This is a genomic window from Streptomyces sp. NPDC093591 (assembly GCF_044764885.1).
Classification (GTDB): domain Bacteria; phylum Actinomycetota; class Actinomycetes; order Streptomycetales; family Streptomycetaceae; genus Streptomyces.
The window spans coordinates 24,405-46,335 of record NZ_JBIWIY010000012.1; the positions used below are offsets into that span (position 1 = coordinate 24,405).

Sequence of the window (21,931 nt, forward strand, 5' to 3'; positions counted from 1 at the left end):
CTCCGTAAGATGCTCGGCGTGGTTCGCTACAGCGAACCACGGTTTTTGGGGAAGCGATGGGGAGACGCAATGGACGCCGCACAGCAGGAAGCGACCGCAAGAGCGCGGGAACTGCAGCGGAACTGGTACGGGGAGCCGCTGGGGGCGCTCTTCCGTAAGCTCATCGACGATCTTGGTCTCAACCAGGCTCGTCTCGCGGGGGTACTGGGACTGTCCGCACCGATGCTGTCGCAGCTGATGAGCGGCCAGCGGGCGAAGATCGGCAATCCCGCCGTGGTCCAGCGGGTGCAGCTGCTGCAGGACCTGGCGGGGCAGGTCGCGGACGGCAGCGTGAGCGCGGCCGAGGCCACGGACCGCATGGAGGAGATCAAGAAGTCGCAGGGGGGCTCGGTGCTCAGCAACACGACGCAGACGACAAGCAGTTCAGGGGCGCCCACGGTCAAGCGGGTTGTCCGCGAGATCCAGTCGCTGCTGCGCTCGGTGGCCGCTGCGGGGGACATCATCGAGGCCGCCGACACCCTCGCCCCCACCCACCCGGAACTGGCAGAGTTCCTTCGGGTGTACGGCGCCGGCCGCACCTCCGACGCGGTCACGCACTACCAGTCCCACCAGAACTGACCCCGAGGCCCGGTCGCCGAAGGGGGTTCGGCTGCCGGGCCGTCGGCCCAGGTTCTGGGCGGTCATGAACAGGCCGTGGTGAGGCAGGCCGTGCGGTTCACCGACGCGGCCAGGCGGGGGAGCCGGCCGTTCACGGTGGGATCACGACGGGGGCGTGTCTCTCACCGGGAAGGGCGCGAAGGGCAGGCGGCAACGGGGAGCCCGCGAATGGGTTCACGAAGGGCCGACGGGGGAGTCGGCGAAGGGAGCGGGCAGCGAGGGGAGTCGTATCGCTCGTCGAGGGGGAAGCAAGGGGGGTAACCGAAGGGGGAGGAGCGACGCGCAGCCATGGGTGAGGTCTTCGCCGGCCGGTACGAACTGGTCGACCCGATCGGACGCGGAGGCGTCGGCGCCGTCTGGCGTGCCTGGGACCACCGCCGCCGCCGGTATGTGGCCGCCAAGGTCCTGCAGCAGAGCGACGCGCACTCCCTGCTGCGGTTCGTCCGCGAACAGGCTCTCCGGATCGATCACCCCCATGTGCTCGCGCCCGCCAGCTGGGCCGCCGACGACGACAAGGTCCTGTTCACCATGGACCTGGTGGCCGGCGGTTCGCTGGTCCATCTCATCGGGGACTACGGCCCCTTGCCACCCTCCTTCGTCTGCACGCTCCTCGACCAGCTCCTCGCCGGTCTGGCCGCCGTGCACGCGGAGGGCGTCGTCCACCGCGACATCAAGCCCGCCAATCTGCTGCTCGAGGCCACCGGCACAGCTCGCCCGCGGCTGCGCCTGTCCGACTTCGGCATCGCCATGCGGCTGGGCGAACCCCGCCTGACCGAGACCAACCTCGTGGTGGGAACGCCCGGTTACCTGGCGCCCGAGCAACTCATGGGCGCGGAACCGGACTTCCCCGCCGACCTGTTCGCCGTAGGACTGGTCGCTCTGTATCTGCTGGAGGGGGCCAAGCCGGACACCAAGGCGCTCGTCCAGTACTTCGCCGCGCACGGAACTCCCGGTGCGCCCAAGGGAATTCCCGAACCGCTGTGGCAGGTCGTGGCCTCGCTGCTGCAGCCCGATCCGCAGGCGCGGTTCCGCACGGCCACCGGGGCCCGCAAGGCTCTCGCCTCGGCGGCCGAGCTCCTGCCGGAGCCGGGGCCCGACGACGAGCTGATCGAGATCTTCGACCAACTCGGGCCGCTGCCACCGGGGTACGAGGCGGGCGGGCCGCTCAAACCGGCGCCAGGAGTCGACCGGGGCAGGGGTGGCTCCCAGCAGTTCGGCACGGGCACCGCGGGTGCTGGTGGCACCGGCTCGGGGCGGATGGGCACCGGTGCTGTACGGCGCGGCCCGGGGTACGTACCGACAGGCTCCGGTTCCATGGCGACCGGCAGCGGCTCCGCACCGCAGGGCTCCGGAGCCGGGAGGGCCGACGGAGCCGGAGCCGGCCTCGGCTCCGTATCGAGCGATCCACGGCACAGCGTGGCAGGGCCGGCCCCGGCCTCGGAGGCCTCGGTGCCCCCCTCCACGCCCGCCCCGCCCACACCCCGACCCGGGTCCCAGCAGCCCCCCGCTCAGGAGCCATCCATCCCATCGCAGCCCAGCGACAGGGACGCTCCTCTCACCATGTCGGACACCGGCAGCTTCCACCTGCCCCCGCCTGAGGACACAGGGTCCTCCCCGTGGACTCAAACGCCCCCACCTCAGCCCCACGCGCCACAGGCACCAGCCCATATGCAGGCACAGGCACAGAGACACGTGGGCCAGTCGCACCAGGGCGCGCAGCATCACTCCGCTCACATCTCCCCCTACGACAACACGCACGTCCTGTCCTCCCCCCACTCGCACGCACCGCAGTACCCGACTCAGCCGCCGACGCCGGCGCAGCACCAGCGCGTCGAGGCCTCTACTGCTTCGTACACCGCTCAGAGCCCGCAGGTTCCACCTTCGGAGCCCTCAATTCGGCAGCCTCGCCGCCGCGGCGGCCACCGCGCCACACGTCGCGCCTCCCCCGGCCTCGCACGACGGCCCGGCCCGCCCGCCAAGGTGACAGTCCCGCTCCTGCTGCTGGCGCTGGCCTGCTACGCCGTGGGTTTCTGGGCACTGACCCGCATTTGAGCCCGCTGCCGACGGCCGAGGTCCCGAGCGCAGCTGCCCGAGTGGCCCAGTCAGCGCCCCTCGCCAGCGCGCCCCGGATCCCGAGCCGGCCAGCTCCCGCCCCCCAGCCGACCCCCGGCACTCTCCCGGCCAGGACTCCGCTCTACCAGGCCCCAACCCGCCGCCGGGCCACCACAGTCCACACCCCCAGCACCACCAGCACCAAAGTCCCCATACCGATCCCGCTCACCGCGAGCACGGTCATCGCTGCGTCACCGCCACCCCCGTCGGCCCCACCCCCCGCAGCCACCCACCGATCGCCTTCCGCGACCTGAAAGACGTCTCCGGGCTCCGACTCCCCCGCATAGCCAGGTCCGGCCTCCGCCGCACCCCCCACCCCCACACGCAACGTCAGCTGGAGCGGCCCATCGCCGTACATCTCGGCCACGTCGGCCGCGAGGTGCACCGCGAGGTAGTAGGAACCGGCGAACCGCATGGCCTTGACCCGCTTGGGAACGGCGTACCGGTTCTCGTACGCGACCGGCGGCAGTGGCCCGAGTTCGACGCTCTCCTGCCTGCCGTTGTAGCTGGTGCTCGCGTCGTCGACGATGCCGCGCACAGGGTTGTAGAGCGAGAGGTTCAGCGCACCGGACACATGGCCGTCGCGGCCGTTCGAACCGCCCAGTTCGGCGGTGACGGACAGCTGCCGGCCCCAGTCGAGCGGCACCTCGTAGAACAGCGTCCGGCCAGGCTCGATGCCGGAGTTCCAGACGCCCTGCCCGACGGGTACCGCCGAGGCGAATCCGGTGCCGCCGACGCGGCGCACACTCCCGCCGATGACGGGCTCTGGTGAGGTGGAGTTCCAGGCCTCGGGAGGGTTCGTGGCACCGGCCTGCTTCAGGGGCGGCTCGGAGGCGGCGAAGATCTCCAGGTCCCAGATGTCCGGGGCGGAATCCGCCGTACCGACGCGCTCGACGGTCACGTAGTAGGTGCCCGCACCCTCGCAGCGAGGCCGCTTGGAGGAGACCTCGCGTGCGGCCCACGCCGTGATCGGACGCGGGGTGCGGACGATGCCGAAGGTCTCGATGCCGAAGGAGCAGTCACGGTCGTCGGCGTCCTGCACGGACACCTTGACGCCGTCGCCCGCGGCGACGGTGGTGCCGGGGGCGGGGATGGCCGTCGCGGAGACGTACGCGTCGGAGGTGGCGTCGAGGTCGAGGCGGTAGTAGCTCTTCGCGCCGCTCGCCAGGGAGCTCTTGTACGTCGTGCCGGGCACGAGGGGTGCGGCGTCCGCGGCGTCCGTAGCGGCGGTGACGGGGCGGGCGTCCGGAGCGATGGCGTACGGGCTCGGCGTCCCGGCCGCGAGCGCGGACCCGCCCGGCAGGGCAGCCGTCGTACACAGCAGCAGTGCGGCTACGCCGGCCGCACGCGCGCGTGCGGAGTGATGTCCGCGCCTCATCCCCGCGCGACGCCACCGCGCCGTACGCCGCCGCCCCATCACGCGCCGCCCCTCGTCGTACCGGACCATCGACCGTCGCCCATCCTGCCCAGCCCGGCCGCTCGTCACCCGCGCAATCCGTACGACCGTCCGAAACGCCCGGCTCTAGGACGTCCGCGCCGCTCCCGCAACTCGAAGCCACGACACTCCGCGACACGACAAGGGACGGCGAGAACGCGACGCGAACCCGACGAGCTCTCGGCGAGCACACAAAACCCCGACCGCGAGGGCGGCCGGGGTCTGTTCAGATTCCGCTGTGGTGACTCACGAACCCGTGGGCACGGAGTCAGTCGCCTCCGTCCACAGATCCTGCTCGGCGCGATCCGCCTGGATCTGGCGGTACACGAGGAGCCCGCCGATGGCGGCCAGTGCGACCAGGAGAAGCTTCTTCACCGCGCGACCTCGTCTTTCCTTGACGTAGGGGACCTCTGGCGCCCGACTATACACACCGACCGATATCGATCGGTGACCTGCGCCGGGGCTCAACTGCCGTCCGGTGGACCGCAGTAGGAGCGGCCTACGGCGCCGCGATCAGAGAGTGATGGCACCTCGACAGATGGTGACTTTGCTCCCCTTCCTTCACTTCCGGCACTTTTCAGGTCCGATGCGCCTATTCGAGTGGTGTTCATCTGAAGATCGGCACTTCATGGGCGTCGGTCCATGACTTCTCGGCCCCCATACACATCATGAGGAAAGTACGCAAATCGCCCAACCCGAAAGTGAGGGGCCATGGCCCGGAACAAGGTCATGAACCTGTGGACCACCATCGTCACCGCCTTCCTCGCGCTGTGCACGGCGCTCGGATTCGTCACGACGACCGCCGCCGCGGCCGCACCGCACAAGGAGGCGGCGCGCAAGAGCGACAGCGAGCGTGACACCAGCACCCAGCTGACAGTGCCGGCGATGCCCCAGTGGGCCTGGTCCTACGCCAGAGCACTGCCCCCCACGATGAAGCAGCGCATCCGCGCCGAGGCGCACGGCAAGACCCCCAGCTGCCGCCACCGTCCGCTCACGGACACCGAAGCGGCCCCGCCCACCTCGGCCGTCGGCGCCTGCGACTCCGCCGCGCCCCCCGCCCAGCCCCTGGTCCCGCACCAGCGCTGAGCCCACGGTCTCGCCCCGAGTCGTAACTGCGTAACCCCGTTGTCCCAACCGCACCGTCACAGGGAGCTTGCGTACACAGCACCGCTCCTAGTCAGTACCTCTCAAGCACAGCACCGCTCATACACGGCACTGCTCATATACAGCACCGCTCAGGACGCCGACCCCCTACGACGTACCTCATCCCCCTTCGACGATGTGCCGGAGGTAGGCCCAAGGGTCGTTGAGGTAACGCCTCCAGTGGTCGACGAGTTCCAGTTCCCGCCATGCGGCGGGACGCATTCCGTGGTCGCCCACCTCGATGATCTCGGCGCCGGGCAGCGCCGTCAGCACGGGTGAGTGCGTGGCGCAGATGATCTGCGCGCCGGAACGCCCCAGTTCATGCAGCAGCCCGACGAGTTGAAGACAAGAAGCGAAGGACAGCGCGGCCTCGGGCTCGTCCAGGACGTACAGCCCCGGCTCCTGGAACCGCTCTCGGAAGGCCATCAGAAAGCCTTCGCCGTGGCTCATCTCGTCCGCGGCCCCGGACAGCCGCCCCGTCTCCTGCTCCCGGCCCAGCGCGTCCAGCGCGGTCTCCGCCCGCAGGAAGAAGCCTCTACGGCGTGTGCGCGGCCCGCGCAGCATGCGGCGGCCGGCCGCCGTCGCCTCGAACTTTATCCGCCCGCCCAACGCCGACGGCTCACGCCCACTGGCGTACCGGTAGCCCGCGGATCCGCCCCAGGAGTCCAGGCCGAACCCCTCCGCCAGCGCCTCGACGAGGGTCGACTTGCCCGAGCCGTTCTCCCCCACCAGGAACGTGACCGGCGCGGTGAACTTCAGGCCGTCGTCCAGCAGCTGCCGCACGCATGGCACCGACCACGGCCACTGGCTCTCCTCACCCGGCTCGCCCGCGGCAACATGCGCGTATGCCCGTTCGACGATCATGCCGTCAGGCTCTCATCCGGCACTGACAATCGTGCGTGCGAAAGCCCCCCGGTCCGTGTGGACTCGGGGTCTTTTCGCTGGCGGGGCTGACGACAGTCAGCCACGACGGCGTGGGCAGAACTGTCCGGGCGAGGCGATCGGGTCATCGACGTCCTCGGTCGGGGCGGCGACCAGGTGGCAAGTGGTCCGGAGCATCCTGCGACTGGCGGGGACGGGGGCCACTTGATGCCGGAGGCGCTGGGCAGCTCTAGACGCACAGCGCTCCAACTGAAGAGTCGCCAAAGGCAGCAACTACCTTGTGCACAGCACGGATAGCCGCTCTCCTCGGTGGTATCGCCGCCGCGACCTTGCTCACGATCGGCAACGCCTCGGCCGTCCGCTTCGAGATGGACGAGGCCGACGCCACGCCGTTTTGCGGCAGTGTTCCGTCCGCCTTGGCGTGCGTCCATCACTCCATGGGGAGTGGCGGGTTCCGCGGCGCCCATCCGGCAAGGAACCATCTGGAACACCGCCGGCTTCCAGACGTACCGGTGGCAGCCTGAATCCCCGCATCTACCGCGAGCCTTCGGCTCGCGGTAGATGCGCTTTGAGGCTCGCTCGCCGCCGAGGCTCCTACTGCTTCACAGGCAAGTGCACCCCATACGTCGCTACTTGCTCAACCACCACCTACGGCCCGCCCCATCCCGGGCCGCCACGTCGAGCCTCCGGCCGGGAATGGCGCCCTCTCCGTCCCGGTGTCGGCCGATCCGTCGCCGGAGGCATCGAGGCGTCGTTCTGACCGTCGCCGCCCAGGTGCGGTGCTCGCGCCTCGTGGTCCTCGGTCCGACCAGATGCGGCAGCACGGACGCCGCCGGGCTGGAGCGGGGCAGAGACGGCCGCGCAGGCCCTACCGGGGCTACTGGGGCCCGGGCCGCGTGGGGGGGGGCGGAGCTAGCGGCCTTGGAGAGCGCCGGGAGTTGCAGGAACTGGAAAAGGAGATCGCTGGTCTGCGGGCATGTGTCGGTTGCCAGCCTCCATTGAGGAGCAGGCTGACCAGGCCTTGTCACAGACCGCCGCTGTCCTGGTCAGCATGCGTCCAGCAGATCGTCGCCTTCCTCATCCAGCTGGAAGCCCCTCGCACAGCCGCCGACGACCTGCGCAGGCGGTGGAGGAAGCCGCCCCTCAACACCCGGACACAGGCGTCATCCTGAGCCTCCCAGGGCTCGGCATCCAACTCGGCGCCCGGATTGAGTCGTCTGTGACGATGCTCGCAGAGCTGCCGGAGGCCCCGCTGATCGGCTGCCCGCAGCCGATCACCGCGGTTGGCGTCCATGGTGATGTCAACTGGAGATGTCAAAAGACCCCCGGACGATGGTCCGGGGGTCTTTTGGCTGGTGGGGCTAACAGGATTTGAACCTGTGGCCTCATCCTTATCAGGGATGCGCTCTAACCAACTGAGCTATAGCCCCGCCGCGCTCTGCGGTGTGTCCCGCGCGCTGACTCTTGAAGATTAGCGCACGACATGGGCAGTCCCAAAATCGGTTGTCGGTGGACCGCCAGGAGAGGTTTGAAACCGTCTCCGGCGGCAACCGTCATCCGGCCTCGGTCACCCTCACTCGTCCTCCGCGAGCGTCAGCTCGACGCCGCCCACGAAGCCGGCGGAGAGGTTGTAGATGAACGCGCCGAGCGTCGCCAGCGCCGTCGCGAGGACGACGTCGATGACCGCGATGATCGACGTGAACATCAGCACATGCGGCAGCGACAGGAAGGACTGCAGGTCGAAGCCGTTCGACTCGTTCGAGCCGGTCGCCTCGGAGATCGTGCCGCCCACCGTCGAGAACACGCCCATCGCGTCCATGACCATCCAGAGCACCGCGGCCGCGACGATCGTGCAGATGCCCAGCGCGATGGAGAGCAGGAAGCTGACCTTCATCACCGACCAGGGGTCGGCCTTGGCCACGCGCAGGCGCGCCTTGCGGGTGCGCGGCGTCGTGCGTGCTCCCGCCCCCGTGCGCGGCCGGCGTACCGCGCTCTCCGGAGCGGGCGTCTGGTAGGCCTGCGGGGGGTGGTAGGGCCCGGAGGGCTGCTGCGGCTGCCGTTCCCCCGGCAGCGGTGAAGCCGAGGGCGCGGAGGCCGCCTGCTGCGCCCCTGTCGGCGTGGGCTGCGGCTGCGGCTGGGCGCCCGGAGCAGCAGGGCCCGCGCCGGCCGCGTACTGCTGGGGCTGCGAGCCTCGGGTGTCCGACACGGTTCCCCCCTGGGATCCAGGTGCTTCTGGCGCGGGCGAGTCCTTCGCCGGCGACTTGATCGCCTTCAGCTGGGTCGTGTGCGTGTCCGCCGCACGCGCGGCGGAGCCACGGCCGCCGCCGTCCGTGTCCTTGCCGGCCGTAGAACCGGTCGAGGTACCGGACGATCCGGCGCCCGTGGCTCCGCTCACGATGACTCTCTCCTCGTGCTACTCGGCCGAGGGTGCCTCACCCTCGTCCGTGCCGGTGGTCGCGGCACCCTCGGCGGTCTCGTCGACGGCCACATCGCCGTCGACCTCCTCCGCCTCGCGTCCCGCCTCGGCGTTACGAGCGATACCGACCACGGCATCGCGCTTGCCCAGGTTGATCAGTTGGACGCCCATGGTGTCACGGCCCGTCTCCCTGACCTCGTTGACTCGCGTACGAATCACACCGCCGCCCAGCGTGATGGCGAGGATCTCATCGGTCTCCTCGACCACCAGCGCCCCGACGAGCGAACCGCGGTCCTCCACGATCTTGGCGGCCTTGATACCGAGGCCGCCGCGGCCCTGGACGCGGTACTCGTCGACAGGGGTCCGCTTCGCGTACCCACCGTCGGTGGCAGTGAACACGAACGTACCGGTTCGAACAACATTCATCGAGAGCAGCTCGTCTCCCTCGCGGAAGCTCATGCCCTTGACGCCGGAGGTGGCACGGCCCATGGGGCGCAGCGATTCGTCCGTGGCCGTGAACCTGATCGACTGTGCCTTCTTGCTGATCAGGAGCAGATCGTCGTCGGGCGAGACGAGCTCGGCGCCGATCAGTTCGTCGTCGGAACCGTCCTCGCGCTCACGCAAGTTGATCGCGATCACGCCGCCGGAGCGGGGCGAATCGTAATCCTTCAGCGGCGTCTTCTTCACAAGTCCGGCCTTCGTGGCGAGCACCAGGTACGGCGCCGCCTCGTAGTCGCGGATCGCGAGGATCTCGGCGATCGCCTCGTCCGGCTGGAAGGCCAGCAGGTTGGCGACGTGCTGGCCGCGCGCCTCACGTCCGGCGTCCGGCAGCTCGTACGCCTTCGCCCGGTAGACGCGGCCCTTGTTGGTGAAGAACAGCAGCCAGTGGTGCGTGGTCGAGACGAAGAAGTGGTCGACGATGTCGTCTTCCTTCAGCTTCGTGCCGCGTACGCCCTTGCCGCCGCGCTTCTGCGCGCGGTAGTCGACGGTCTTGGTCCGCTTGACATAACCGCCGCGCGAGACCGTGACGACGATGTCCTCCTCGGCGATCAGGTCCTCGATGGACATGTCGCCGTCGTAGGGCACCAGCATGGTCTTGCGGTCGTCGCCGTACTTCTCGACGATCGCGGCGAGTTCCGCGCTGACGATGCCGCGCTGGCGGACCGGCGAGGCCAGGATCTCGTTGTACTCGGTGATCTTCGCCTGGAGTTCGTCGTGCTCCTGGACGATCTTCTGGCGCTCCAGGGCGGCCAGTCGGCGCAGCTGCATCTCGAGGATGGCGTTGGCCTGGATCTCGTCGATCTCCAGGAGGTCCATCAGGCCCGTGCGCGCGATGTCGACGGTGTCGCTGCGCCGGATCAGCGCGATGACCTCGTCGATGGCGTCCAGGGCCTTGAGGAGGCCGCGCAGGATGTGGGCGCGCTCCTCGGCCTTGCGCAGGCGGAAGCGCGTGCGGCGGACGATGACCTCGATCTGGTGCGTCACCCAGTGGCGGATGAACGCGTCCAGGGAGAGGGTGCGCGGGACGCCGTCGACGAGCGCCAGCATGTTGGCACCGAAGTTCGTCTGCAGGTCCGTGTGCTTGTAGAGGTTGTTCAGGACGACCTTGGCGACACCGTCGCGCTTCAGCACGATGACCAGGCGCTGGCCGGTGCGGGACGACGTCTCGTCGCGGACGTCCGCGATGCCGCCGATCTTGCCGTCCTTCACCAGGTCGGCGATCTTCTGCGCGAGGTTGTCGGGGTTGACCTGGTAGGGCAGCTCCGTGACCACCAGGCACTGGCGGTTCTGGATCTCCTCGACCTCGACGACCGCGCGCATGGTGATGGAGCCGCGCCCGGTGCGGTACGCCTCTTCGATGCCCTTGCGGCCCACCACGAGGGCGCCGGTCGGGAAGTCGGGGCCCTTGATGCGCTCCATGAGCGCGTCCAGCAGCTCCTCGTGCGAGACGTCGGGGTTCTCCAGGTACCACTGGGCGCCGGCCGCGACCTCGCGCAGGTTGTGCGGCGGGATGTTGGTGGCCATGCCGACCGCGATACCGGCCGAACCGTTGATCAGCAGGTTCGGGAAGCGGGCCGGCAGGACGGTCGGCTCCTGGGAGCGGCCGTCGTAGTTGTCCGTGAAGTCGACGGTCTCCTCGTCGATGTCACGGACCATCTCCATCGACAGCGGCGCCATCTTGCACTCGGTGTAGCGCATGGCCGCCGCCGGGTCGTTGCCCGGGGAGCCGAAGTTGCCGTTGGAGTCCACCAGCGGCATCCGCATCGACCACGGCTGCGCGAGGCGGACCAGGGCGTCGTAGATCGAACTGTCGCCGTGGGGGTGGTAGTTGCCCATGACGTCGCCGACCACGCGCGCGCACTTGTAGAAGCCGCGCTCGGGGCGGTAGCCGCCGTCGTACATGGCGTACAGGACGCGGCGGTGGACGGGCTTGAGGCCGTCGCGGACGTCGGGCAGCGCACGCGAGACGATGACGGACATCGCGTAGTCGAGGTACGAGCGCTGCATCTCCGTCTCGAGCCCGACGGGCTCGACACGCAGGGTCTGTCCCTCGTCAGGAGTGACGGGAGTGTTCTCGTCGGTCATTGCTGGTGAAGGTCCTTCCTGGTGCGGTCAGCTGAGACCGACTCAGATGTCGAGGAAGCGGACGTCCTTGGCGTTGCGCTGGATGAACTGGCGGCGGGCCTCGACGTCCTCGCCCATGAGGACCGAGAACAGGTCGTCGGCCTGGGCGGCGTCGTCGAGGGTGACCTGGCCGAGGACGCGGTGCTCCTGGTCCATCGTGGTCACGCGCAGCTCCTCGGCGTTCATCTCGCCGAGACCCTTGAAGCGCTGGATGGAGTCCTCGCGGACGCGCTTGCCGCGCTGACGGCCCATCTCGATCAGCGCGTCACGCTCACGGTCCGAGTAGGCGTACTCGACGTCGTCCCGGCCCCACTTGATCTTGTACAGCGGGGGGCGGGAGAGGTACACGTGCCCGGCCTCGACCAGGGGCCGCATGAAGCGGAACAGGAAGGTCAGCAGCAGTGTGGAGATGTGCTGGCCGTCGACGTCGGCGTCCGCCATCAGGATGATCTTGTGATAGCGGAGCTTCTCGATGTCGAAGTCCTCGTGCACGCCCGTGCCGAAGGCGGAGATCAGCGCCTGGATCTCCTGGTTCTGCAGGATCTTGTCGATCCGCGCCTTCTCGACGTTGAGGATCTTGCCTCGGATCGGGAGGATCGCCTGGTACTCCGGGTTACGGCCGGACTTGGCCGAACCGCCGGCGGAGTCACCCTCGACGATGAAGATCTCGCACTTGGTGGGGTCGTTCGACTGGCAGTCGGAGAGCTTGCCCGGCAGGGACGCCGTCTCCAGCAGGCCCTTACGACGCGTCAGGTCGCGGGCCTTGCGGGCCGCCACGCGCGCGGTGGCCGCCTGGATGCCCTTGCGGACGATGTCCGCCGCCTCGTTCGGGTTGCGGTCCAGCCAGTCGTTGAGGTGCTCGTAGACCGCCTTCTGCACGAAGGTCTTCGCCTCCGTGTTGCCCAGCTTGGTCTTCGTCTGGCCCTCGAACTGCGGCTCGCTCAGCTTCACCGAGATGATCGCGGTCAGACCCTCGCGGATGTCGTCACCCGTGAGGTTGTCGTCCTTCTCGCGCAGCAGCTTCTTGTCGCGCGCGTACTTGTTGATCAGCGAGGTCAGCGCGGCGCGGAAGCCCTCTTCGTGCGTACCGCCCTCGTGGGTGTGGATGATGTTCGCGAAGGAGTACACGCCCTCGCTGTAGCCGCTGTTCCACTGCATCGCGACTTCGAGGGAGAGGCTCTTGTCCTTGTCCTCGGCCTCGAGGTCGATCACCGTCGGGTGCACCACGTCTCCCTTGCGGGAGTTGAGGTACTTCACGAAGTCGACGATGCCGCCTTCGTAGTGGTACGTGACGGTCTTGACCTCGGCCTTCTCGTCGGCACCCGCCTCGTCCGCCCCGGAGGTGGCCTTCGCCGACTCGCGCTCGTCAGTGAGTTTGATCGTCAAACCCTTGTTGAGGAACGCCATCTCCTGGAAGCGCCGCGAGAGCGTCTCGAAGGAGTACTCGGTGGTCTCGAAGATGTCACCGTCGGCCCAGAAGGTCACCGACGTGCCGGTGTCCTCGGTGGCCTCGTGCTGGGCCAGCGGCGCCGTGGGGACGCCCATCTTGTAGTCCTGCGTCCAGCGGTGGCCGTCGGTCCTGACCTCGACGGCGACCTTCGAGGACAGCGCGTTCACGACGGATACACCCACGCCGTGCAGACCACCGGAGACCGCGTAGCCGCCGCCGCCGAACTTGCCGCCCGCGTGCAGCACGGTCAGCACGACCTCGAGGGCCGGCTTGCCCTCGGAGGGCACGATGCCGACCGGGATGCCACGGCCGTTGTCGACGACGCGCACGCCGCCGTCGGCGAGGATCGTGACCTCGATGGTGTCCGCGTGGCCGGCCAGCGCCTCGTCGACGGAGTTGTCGACCACCTCGTACACGAGGTGGTGCAGTCCGCGCTCACCGGTCGAGCCGATGTACATGCCGGGGCGCTTGCGGACCGCGTCCAGACCCTCGAGGACGGTGATGGCGCTGGCGTCGTACGAGGCGGTGACCTCGCCGTTCGACGGGGTCACCGCGCCGTTGGCGCCGGCGTCGGTGGACAGGATGTTCTCGTTGGGGTTGCCGGAATCGGCCACGAAGCGCCCTTTCTGGCACAGCACGAGCCAGGCTCGTCGGCGGGTTGCCGGAGCGGCTGCGGCATGTTGCGTTGGTAAGCCTTGATCAGCGTTGCTCAGCTTTTCCCGGACGGTCCCCACGATTGGGGCGGGATTGGCCTCCAGTCTACCGGTTGCGCCGACAGTGATGGGGGTTTGCCGGTACCTGAGTCCGCATGTGGCGCCCTGAACCCGGCTCGGCCGACTCCCGATATACGGAAGGGGGCTCCAAGAGGCTCAGGGAGGCACTCAGCGCTTCCGACCGTCAACCCTTGGCTACTTCGGAGTCAGGTCGCGATTCGCAACCGCGTGCGGTTGTACGACAAGGGGGTCGCCGACCCTGCGCCGGGACCGCCGACGACCACTGATGTGATGTCCATCACCTGTGGAAAAAGGGGCCGACGGGACTGCTGTGGCGGTGGCTCCGCAGCCCGGATCACGACGACACGGACGCCGCCGCTCGCCCCCACCACCGACGCCGGACACGCGCGTGCCGGCCGGTCCGGTCAGCCGTAGGTGTCGCCGGGACCGGTGCTGCCGGGCGCGCGCAGGGGGCCGTAACGGCGGGCGGGGCCGCCGGGGCCGTTCACCTTGATCTGCCGCACCGCGCCATGACCGAGGTCCTCATTGAGGCGGGCGACCAGCGTCGGGGCGAGCAATCGCAGGTTCGTCGCCCACGCCGTCGAGTCGCAGCGCACGACCAGGACCCGCTCGTCCTCGTCGTACTTCTCCGGCACACAGTGCTTGGCGACGTCGTCGCCCACGATCTGCGGCCAACGGCCCATCACCCCGCCCACCGCCGCCGGGGTCTCCCAACCCCGCTCGGTGATCAAGCGGTTAATGGCAGCGCCGAGCGCCAAGGGGTCGCGGCCGTCCGCCCGCGCGCCGGAGCGCAGGCCCCCGCGCCGCGCCTGCTTCTTCTGCCGCGCCGCGTCCCCACGCGCGCGTGCCTGCTCCTTGGCCGCCCGCAGCGCCACGCGCGCGAGGTCGACACCGGAGGGTTCGGCCGCCTTCTTGGGGGCGTCCTCGGACGGGTTCTTCGACGGGTGCTCGCTCATACGCGCTCCACCGTCCCCTCGGCCACGGCGTACCGCGCCCCCGACAGCACATGCGGTACGTCGTCGTCGACCGCGGCGGTCACCAGGACCTGCTCACCGGGCGCGACCAACTCGGCCAGACGCTCGCGGCGCCGGCTGTCCAACTCGGCGAAGACGTCGTCCAGGACCAGCACCGGTTCGTTTCCCTCGGCCCTGAGAAGGTCGTACGAGGCCAGGCGGAGCGCCAGCGCGTAGGACCAGGACTCACCGTGCGAGGCGTATCCCTTGGCGGGCAGCTGACCGAGTTTGAGAAGCAAATCGTCCCGATGAGGGCCTACGAGGGTGACGCCGCGCTCGATCTCCTGTTTGCGGGCGTCGGCGAGCGCCGCCATCAGCTGCTCGTAGAGGTCATCGCGCGTGTGCGCCTCGCCGGGAGCCGACGGCTTGTACTCCAGGGCGACAGGGCCGCCGCCGGGAGCCAGCTGCTCGTACGCCTTGTCGGCCAGCGGCTGGATCGCCGCGATCAGGTCCAGGCGCTGGGCGAGCAACTCGGCACCCGCGCGTGCGAGGTGCTGGTCCCAGACGTCGAGGGTGGACAGGTCCATCGTGCGGCCGCCGTGCCGACGGGCCAGCGCGGCCGTCTTGAGGAGGGTGTTGCGCTGCTTGAGGACCCGCTCGTAGTCGGAGCGGACCCCCGCCATGCGCGGAGAGCGGGCGGTGATCAGCTCGTCGAGGAAACGGCGCCGCTCACCGGGGTCGCCCTTGATCAGGGCGAGATCCTCAGGCGCGAACAGGACGGTCCGCACGATGCCGAGCACGTCACGGGGTCTGACCTGCGAGGACCTGTTGATACGGGCCCGGTTCGCCTTGCCGGGGTTCAGCTCCAGCTCGACCAGCTGCTGCCGCTCGCCCTGCCTGACCTGGGCGCGGATGATCGCCCGGTCGGCGCCCATGCGGACGAGGGGAGCGTCGGAGGCGACGCGATGGCTGCCGAGGGTGGCGAGATAGCCGACGGCCTCCACGAGGTTCGTCTTGCCCTGGCCGTTGGGGCCCACGAAGGCGGTGACGCCCGGGTCGAGTGGGACTTCGACCCGGGCGTACGAGCGGAAGTCGGCCAGCGACAGATGCGTGACGTGCATGGTCGTTCGCCGACCTCCCCCAACGTGTGCTTCAACTTTCCCCAGTTGTGGACAACCGGGTCACTCCTGAGGGTGCCAGGGTGCCATCCCCAGGGTGTGGATTACGTGTTCTGTTCTCCGACGGCCGTTGCCGACAGCTTCCCGACGGCCGCTTGCGGCGGTCGTGCTCGACGGCTACTTCGTCTCGACCGCGTGGCCGCCGAACTGGTTCCGCAGCGCCGCGATCATCTTCATCTGCGGGGAGTCGTCCTGCCTGGACGCGAACCGCGCGAACAGCGACGCGGTGATCGCCGGCAGCGGCACCGCGTGGTCGATGGCGGCTTCCACAGTCCAGCGTCCCTCACCGGAGTCCTGTGCATAACCCCTGAGCTTGTCCAGGTGCTCGTCCTCGTCGAGGGCGTTCACCGCGAGGTCCAGCAGCCAGGAACGGATGACCGTGCCCTCCTGCCAGGAGCGGAAGACCTCCCGGACGTCGGTCACGGAGTCGACCTTCTCCAGCAGCTCCCAGCCCTCGGCGTAGGCCTGCATCATCGCGTACTCGATGCCGTTGTGGACCATCTTCGCGAAGTGCCCCGCGCCCACCTTGCCGGCGTGCACCGAGCCGAAGTCACCCTCGGGCTTGAGTGCGTCGAAGATCGGCTGCACCTTGGCGACGTTCTCCGCGTCGCCGCCGTACATCAGCGCGTAGCCGTTCTCCAGGCCCCAGACGCCGCCGGAGACGCCGCAGTCGACGAAACCGATGCCCTTGGCCGCCAGCTCCTCGGCGTGCCGCTCGTCGTCCGTCCAGCGGGAGTTCCCGCCGTCCACCACGACGTCACCGGGCTCCAGCAGCTCGGCGAGCTCGTCGATGGTCGACTGGGTCGGGGCACCGGCAGGGACCATCACCCAGACCACCCGCGGGCCCGAGAGCTTGCCCACAAGCTCTTCCAGGCTGTGGACATCGGCGAGGTCCGCGTTGCGGTCGTATCCGACGACGGTGTGGCCCGCGCGGCGTATCCGCTCGCGCATGTTGCCGCCCATCTTGCCGAGGCCGACGAGACCGAGCTCCATCAGTTGTGTTCCTTAGGTCGCTGTGTGGCGTGCGGGGCGCCCTCGCACCCCTGGGGCACCCTCGTGCCCGCGTCCGAGCCTAAACCCGGACGTCCGCGCACAGCTGTGGGCATACGCGCTCATACGTACGCCCTCACCTGCGGTTTCCCCAAGGCCGGGAACACTTCTCCACCGGCCTGTGGACAACTCACGGCGACCGGGGCGCTCAGCCGCTCAGGCGCACCGGCATGATCAGGTACTTGTAGGCCTCGTCCGCCTCCGCGTCCACCGCCGGCTTGCCGCTCAGCAGCGCCGGCTTTGTGGACGTCGTGAAGGACAGCTGGGCGACCGGGGAGTCGATGGCGCTCAGGCCGTCCAGCAGGAACGTCGGGTTGAAGGCGATCGAGATGTCGTCGCCCTCCAGCTGGGCGTCGACCCTTTCCACAGCCTGTGCGTCGTCGCTGGAACCGGCCTCCAGGATGAGCACGCCCTGCTCGAAGCTCAGCCGCACCGGGGTGTTGCGCTCGGCGACCAGGGCCACGCGCTTGACGGCCTCCACGAAGGGGGCGGTCTCGATCACGGCGACGCTGTTGAACTCCGTCGGGAACAGCGTGCGGTACTTCGGGAGGTCGCCCTCCAGAAGGCGGGTCGTCGTACGACGCCCGGCGCCCTCGAAGCCGATCAGGCCCTCGCCCGACCCCGAGCCGGACAGCGCCAGCGTGACGCTGTCACCGCTGGTGAGCGCCTTGGCGGTGTCCAGGAGCGTCTTGGCCGGGACCAGGGCGACCGCCGAGGCCTCCGGGTTCTCCGGCTTCCACAGGAACTCGCGGACCGCGAAGCGGTAGCGGTCGGTGGACGCCAGCGTCACCGTGTCGCCCTCGATCTCGATCCGCACACCGGTGAGAACGGGCAGCGTGTCGTCACGGCCGGCCGCGATGGCGACCTGGGCGGCCGCGGACGCGAAGACCTCGCCGGGGACGGTGCCCGTGGCGTTCGGCATCTGCGGCAGTGCCGGGTACTCCTCCACAGGCAGGGTGTGGAGTGTGAACCGCGAGGAGCCGCAGACCACGGTCGCCCGTACACCGTCTGTGGAAATCTCCACCGGGCGGTTGGGCAGAGCGCGGCAGATGTCGGCGAGCAGGCGGCCCGAGACCAGGACCGTGCCCTCCTCCTCGACCTCGGTCTCCACGGACACGCGCGCGGACACCTCGTAGTCGAAGCTGGACAGGCTCAGCTGGCCGTCCTCGGCCTTGAGGAGGAGGCCGGCGAGGACAGGCGCCGGCGGACGGGCCGGGAGGCTGCGCGCCGCCCAGGCCACGGCCTCCGCGAGTACGTCGCGTTCCACCCGGATCTTCACTGTTGCCGCCTCCTGCTGTTGCCGGCGCTTCTCGGCCTGCCTGGCTTCGTCGTCTGTCTCGGTGTCATCGGCCCCAGTGAGGGGAAGGACACCGGGACCAGTCTGACGCACCCCACTGACAGTAGGTGCCTCTCGGGGTCAAGTCGTGACGAGGGGCAGCCGGGAGCCGAGCAGCGAGTTGTGCACAGGGCCCTCTTCGAAACGGATTCCCAGCTCTCTCTAGTTGGGAGTAGTAGTAGGGCCTGTGGAAACCGTGGATAACCCTGTTTTCGCAGGTCAGGCGGGAAATTTTGTCCACGGGCCCTGTGGGCGGAGGCGGTGGACAACTGGGCGTCTCTGTGGAGAACGGAAAGTTCTGCACACGCCGTGCACAGGCTGGGGCGACTTCTCCCCAGTGCCGTCCCCAGCTTTACCCACCTTTCCCACAGCCCAACCCGGCATCTCCATGTGACGGCTTTCACTCGACACGGTGAGGAGGCGCGTCGCGTTGCCGAACAGTGGACAGCGATGTGGAGAAGCTGGGGATCACTGGGGACAACCATCCTCAGCCTGTGGGTTGTCGGTGGACAACTTCATGCACAGCCTGTGGATCGACGCGCTGTCCACAGTCTGTGGAGATCCTTCGTCCACCAATCCACAGGCGCCTGACCTCGCTTGATGGTCTCCCGACCCAGGGAGCTGTGGACACGATCTGGACAACTTCCCAGTCCCCAGGATGTGGACGGGAAAAAGTCACCGAATCTGTGGAGAGAGACCGTAACGCGGCAGGTAATCGAACAGCGGGTGGCCGCGGGACGAAGAAGGGCGCCCCCGGGAACTCGTCCCGGGGGCGCCCTCGACGTCGTGGCTCTGTCTGTGTCAGCCGTTCTTGATGCGGTTGGTCAGCTCGGTGACCTGGTTGTAGATGGAGCGCCGCTCGGCCATCAGATTGCGGATCTTGCGGTCGGCGTGCATCACCGTGGTGTGGTCGCGGCCGCCGAACAGCGCGCCGATCTTCGGCAGCGACAGGTCGGTCAGCTCGCGGCACAGGTACATGGCGATCTGGCGGGCCGTGACGAGCTGGCGGCCGCGCGAGCTGCCGCACAGATCCTCGACCGTGAGGCCGAAGTAGTCGGCGGTCGCGCTCATGATGGCCGTCGAGGTGATCTCCGGCGTCGCGTCGTCGCCGCCGGGGATGAGGTCCTTGAGGACGATCTCGGTCAGGCCCAGGTCCACCGGCTGCCGGTTGAGCGACGCGAACGCCGTCACCCGGATCAGCGCGCCCTCCAGCTCGCGGATGTTGCGCGAGATCCGGGAGGCGATGAACTCCAGCACCTCCGGCGGGGCGTTGAGCTGCTCCTGGACCGCCTTCTTGCGGAGGATCGCGATACGCGTCTCCAGCTCGGGCGGCTGGACGTCGGTGATCAGACCCCACTCGAAACGGTTCCGCAGCCGGTCCTCCAGCGTGACCAGCTGCTTGGGCGGCCGGTCGCTGGAGAGCACGATCTGCTTGTTGGCGTTGTGGAGCGTGTTGAAGGTGTGGAAGAACTCCTCCTGCGTCGACTCCTTGTCCGCCAGGAACTGGATGTCGTCGACGAGCAGGATGTCCATCTCGCGGTAGCGCTTGCGGAAGCTGTCGCCCTTGCCGTCGCGGATGGAGTTGATGAACTCGTTGGTGAACTCCTCCGAGCTCACGTACCGCACGCGCGTGCCGGGGTACAGGCTTCGCGCGTAGTGTCCGATCGCGTGCAGCAGGTGCGTCTTGCCCAGGCCCGACTCCCCGTAGATGAACAGGGGGTTGTAGGCCTTCGCGGGTGCTTCGGCGACGGCGACCGCGGCCGCGTGGGCGAAGCGGTTGGAGGCGCCGATGACGAACGTGTCGAAGAGGTACTTCGGGTTCAGACGCGCGGTCGGTTCGTTGGGCCCGGGCGCCGGCGCGGGCTGGGCGGCCAGGGGGCCGGGGGCGCCGGTGGTGGGCAGGTTCGCGCCGACGGGGCCGCCGCGGTGCACATGGCCGGAGCCCGGGGGCGGCTCGGGCAGCTCGCGACGGCCGTCACGGTCGTAGTCGCCGCGCGGCTGGTCGTAGTCGGGCCGCTGCTGCTCGTAGTCGGGACGGTGTCCGTCGTACGACGGCCGCTCCATGGGCTGCGGGCGGTAGTCCTGGGAGGGTGGGCCGTAGGAGTCCTGTGCGTACGAGTCCTGTGCATAGGAGTCCTGCGACGGCGATGCGTACGGGTCCCGCTCCGGGAAGCCGAGCCGTTGCTGCTGCCAGCCGTAGTCGTCCTGCGTCGGGCGCGGCCAGCTGCCGGGGCCGGGCTCGGGGCGCTGGTACTCGCTCGGGTAGGCCGGGCGGGCTGTGGGCAGGGGGTCGTTGGAGCCGCCGGACCGGTGGTCGTCGGCGCGGCGGCGGCCGTAGCCGTCGTACGAGGGGAGCTCCGGTTCCTCGTAGCGGGGCTGGGGCGGGGCAGGGGGCGCCGGCGGGGCCGGGGGTTCGCCGGCGGAGTCGTCGACGGTGATCGCGATGCGGATGGGACGGCCGCATTCGCGGCTCAGGGTCTCGCTGACGATCGGGGCCAGACGGCCCTCCAGTACGCCCTTCGCGAATTCATTGGGTACGGCGAGCAGGGCGGTGTCGGCGACCAGCGCGAGCGGCTGGCAGCGCCGGATCCAGTGTTCGTCCTTCGCCTCGACCCCCTGTCCGCGGCCCTCACCGAGGAGCTGCTCCAGTACTCGTGGCCACACTGCGGCAAGATCGGCAGGTACGTCAGCCACAGGGCACGCTCTCTCACGGGTCCCACGAACGTGTGATGGTGGGACGGGTCGGGATTCAAATCGGGTGGACCCAGATTCAAGGGGACAAGGGAACGAATCGGAGTTCAGCCACGGTAGTCAGGGCGACGGGTGCGGTTCAAGTTGTTGTCCCCAGCCTGTGGATAGTGTCTCCCGGTGACCGCTGGTTTGACCGGATGGCGCAGCCGCGCGTACCGTAACCAGGTCGAGTTGTCGATGGCTGCTGCCGCCTGCCTCCGATGGGCACAGATCGCGTTTCGGTGATCGGGAAGCGGTGCACTCGGGCGTTACTGCGAGCTACTCGTGGGCGCACGGTGACAGCCAGGACGGCACCCCGCAACTACCGATTTATTTCTGGAGCCCCCGAGTGAGCAAGCGCACCTTCCAGCCGAACAACCGTCGTCGCGCGAAGACCCACGGCTTCCGGCTGCGTATGCGCACCCGTGCCGGCCGCGCGATTCTCGCGTCCCGCCGTAGCAAGGGTCGCGCCCGTCTGTCCGCCTGATCCCGGTCAGGTCATGACGTCGTGCTGCCCACCGAGAACCGGCTGAGGCGGCGCGAGGACTTCGCGACCGCGGTTCGACGAGGACGCAGGGCAGGACGCCAGCACCTCGTCGTCCACTTTCGTAGCGGTGCCACGGACCCGCACGCGCCTGGGGAGAGCGCTCCCCCGACGCGTGCGGGTTTCGTCGTGAGCAAGGCAGTGGGCGGCGCGGTCGTGCGGAACAAGGTGAAGCGCAGGCTTCGTCATCTGATGCGCGATCGAGTCGACCAGTTGCCCCCCGGTAGCCTGGTAGTCGTACGAGCGCTGCCCGGTGCGGGTGACGCCGACCATGCACAGCTGGCCCAAGACCTGGATGCCGCTCTGCAGCGGCTGCTGGGAGGGGGCGCGCGATGAAGTACCCGCTGCTGGCTCTGATCAAGCTGTACCAGTGGACGATCAGTCCGCTGCTCGGGCCGGTGTGCAAGTACTACCCGTCGTGCTCTCACTACGGCTATACGGCCATCGACCGGCACGGTGCGATCAAGGGCACGGCGCTCACCGCCTGGCGCATCCTGCGGTGCAATCCGTGGTCGCTGGGCGGGGTGGACCATGTCCCGCCGCGTAAGCGTCCTCGGTGGCACGAGATGCTGCGCAACGCTTGGCGCGCACGCAAGGGCGGGCACTCCGCCGCCGAAACGGCCACCGAAGGGAAAGTCCCTCCGAGCCCGGCCGCAGAGACCCCGTCCCATGTCCAAGGAGCATGA

The 21,931-nt window shown here is 69.0% G+C and carries 17 protein-coding genes and 1 tRNA gene; 6 read left to right on the plus strand and 12 right to left on the minus strand.

Annotated elements, in window-relative coordinates; all coding sequences use genetic code 11:
• The first annotated feature begins 69 nt into the window (after nt 1-69).
• Nucleotides 70-618: a hypothetical protein gene (locus tag ACIREI_RS25125; RefSeq protein ID WP_062707807.1), complete on the plus strand. Its 549-nt coding sequence runs from the start codon at nt 70-72 to the stop codon at nt 616-618.
• 327 nt (nt 619-945) lie between these two features.
• Entirely contained in the window at nt 946-2,709 is a 1,764-nt protein-coding gene (locus ACIREI_RS25130; RefSeq protein WP_403336852.1) for a serine/threonine-protein kinase, read from the plus strand.
• 142 nt (nt 2,710-2,851) lie between these two features.
• Here the strand turns inward: ACIREI_RS25130 and ACIREI_RS25135 are convergent, their stop codons facing one another.
• Nucleotides 2,852-4,216, minus strand: coding sequence for a hypothetical protein (locus ACIREI_RS25135; protein WP_403336855.1), 1,365 nt, complete (start codon nt 4,214-4,216; stop codon nt 2,852-2,854).
• 234 nt (nt 4,217-4,450) lie between these two features.
• Complete coding sequence (locus ACIREI_RS25140; RefSeq protein ID WP_003999697.1) at nt 4,451-4,579, minus strand: DLW-39 family protein; 129 nt, start codon at nt 4,577-4,579, stop codon at nt 4,451-4,453.
• A 336-nt stretch (nt 4,580-4,915) separates the two neighbouring features.
• Between ACIREI_RS25140 and ACIREI_RS25145 the strand changes: the two genes are divergently transcribed.
• Complete coding sequence (locus ACIREI_RS25145) at nt 4,916-5,290, plus strand: DUF6344 domain-containing protein (protein WP_301999079.1); 375 nt, start codon at nt 4,916-4,918, stop codon at nt 5,288-5,290.
• Between the two features lie 177 nt (nt 5,291-5,467).
• On the opposite strand, the gene ACIREI_RS25150 is transcribed toward ACIREI_RS25145, so the two are convergent.
• The 10 genes from ACIREI_RS25150 to dnaA form a co-directional block, all read right to left on the minus strand.
• Complete coding sequence (locus ACIREI_RS25150; protein WP_403336858.1) at nt 5,468-6,211, minus strand: AAA family ATPase; 744 nt, start codon at nt 6,209-6,211, stop codon at nt 5,468-5,470.
• A 1,371-nt stretch (nt 6,212-7,582) separates the two neighbouring features.
• Nucleotides 7,583-7,659: transfer RNA gene (locus ACIREI_RS25155), tRNA-Ile, on the minus strand.
• Nucleotides 7,660-7,802: 143 nt separating this feature from the next.
• A complete protein-coding gene (locus tag ACIREI_RS25160) occupies nt 7,803-8,624 on the minus strand; it encodes a DUF3566 domain-containing protein (protein WP_403336860.1) in 822 nt (273 codons plus the stop codon).
• Between the two features lie 18 nt (nt 8,625-8,642).
• The gene (gene gyrA / locus ACIREI_RS25165) at nt 8,643-11,231 is read right to left on the minus strand and encodes a DNA gyrase subunit A (RefSeq protein WP_403336862.1); all 2,589 of its coding nucleotides are present in this window, start codon (nt 11,229-11,231) and stop codon (nt 8,643-8,645) included.
• Nucleotides 11,232-11,273: 42 nt separating this feature from the next.
• The gene (gene gyrB / locus ACIREI_RS25170) at nt 11,274-13,334 is read right to left on the minus strand and encodes a DNA topoisomerase (ATP-hydrolyzing) subunit B (RefSeq protein ID WP_403336864.1); all 2,061 of its coding nucleotides are present in this window, start codon (nt 13,332-13,334) and stop codon (nt 11,274-11,276) included.
• A gap of 524 nt (nt 13,335-13,858) precedes the next feature.
• On the minus strand, nt 13,859-14,410 hold the full coding sequence (locus ACIREI_RS25175) for a DUF721 domain-containing protein (protein ID WP_403336867.1): 552 nt from the start codon (nt 14,408-14,410) through the stop codon (nt 13,859-13,861).
• Nucleotides 14,407-15,528: a DNA replication/repair protein RecF gene (recF, locus tag ACIREI_RS25180; RefSeq protein ID WP_403336870.1), complete on the minus strand. Its 1,122-nt coding sequence runs from the start codon at nt 15,526-15,528 to the stop codon at nt 14,407-14,409. Before recF ends, ACIREI_RS25175 begins: the two co-directional genes overlap by 4 nt.
• A gap of 174 nt (nt 15,529-15,702) precedes the next feature.
• Nucleotides 15,703-16,578, minus strand: a complete 876-nt coding sequence (gene gnd, locus ACIREI_RS25185) for a phosphogluconate dehydrogenase (NAD(+)-dependent, decarboxylating) (RefSeq protein WP_403336873.1) — start codon at nt 16,576-16,578, stop codon at nt 15,703-15,705.
• 205 nt (nt 16,579-16,783) lie between these two features.
• Nucleotides 16,784-17,914 carry a DNA polymerase III subunit beta gene (gene dnaN / locus ACIREI_RS25190; RefSeq protein WP_403336876.1) on the minus strand — a complete coding sequence of 377 codons (1,131 nt, stop codon included), beginning with the start codon at nt 17,912-17,914 and terminating at the stop codon, nt 16,784-16,786.
• An 858-nt stretch (nt 17,915-18,772) separates the two neighbouring features.
• Nucleotides 18,773-20,665 (minus strand): chromosomal replication initiator protein DnaA, encoded by a 1,893-nt coding sequence (gene dnaA, locus ACIREI_RS25195; RefSeq protein WP_403336879.1) that lies wholly within the window; start codon nt 20,663-20,665, stop codon nt 18,773-18,775.
• 385 nt (nt 20,666-21,050) lie between these two features.
• Here dnaA and rpmH point away from each other — a divergent pair, with 385 nt between their 5' ends.
• From rpmH to yidD, 3 genes are read left to right on the plus strand one after another with little or no spacing between them, the layout of a single operon-like run.
• The gene (rpmH, locus tag ACIREI_RS25200; protein ID WP_003956500.1) at nt 21,051-21,188 is read left to right on the plus strand and encodes a 50S ribosomal protein L34; all 138 of its coding nucleotides are present in this window, start codon (nt 21,051-21,053) and stop codon (nt 21,186-21,188) included.
• Nucleotides 21,189-21,209: 21 nt separating this feature from the next.
• The gene (rnpA, locus tag ACIREI_RS25205; protein WP_403336882.1) at nt 21,210-21,581 is read left to right on the plus strand and encodes a ribonuclease P protein component; all 372 of its coding nucleotides are present in this window, start codon (nt 21,210-21,212) and stop codon (nt 21,579-21,581) included.
• Nucleotides 21,578-21,931 (plus strand): membrane protein insertion efficiency factor YidD, encoded by a 354-nt coding sequence (gene yidD / locus ACIREI_RS25210; protein ID WP_128435547.1) that lies wholly within the window; start codon nt 21,578-21,580, stop codon nt 21,929-21,931. The genes rnpA and yidD overlap by 4 nt, the downstream gene beginning before the upstream one ends.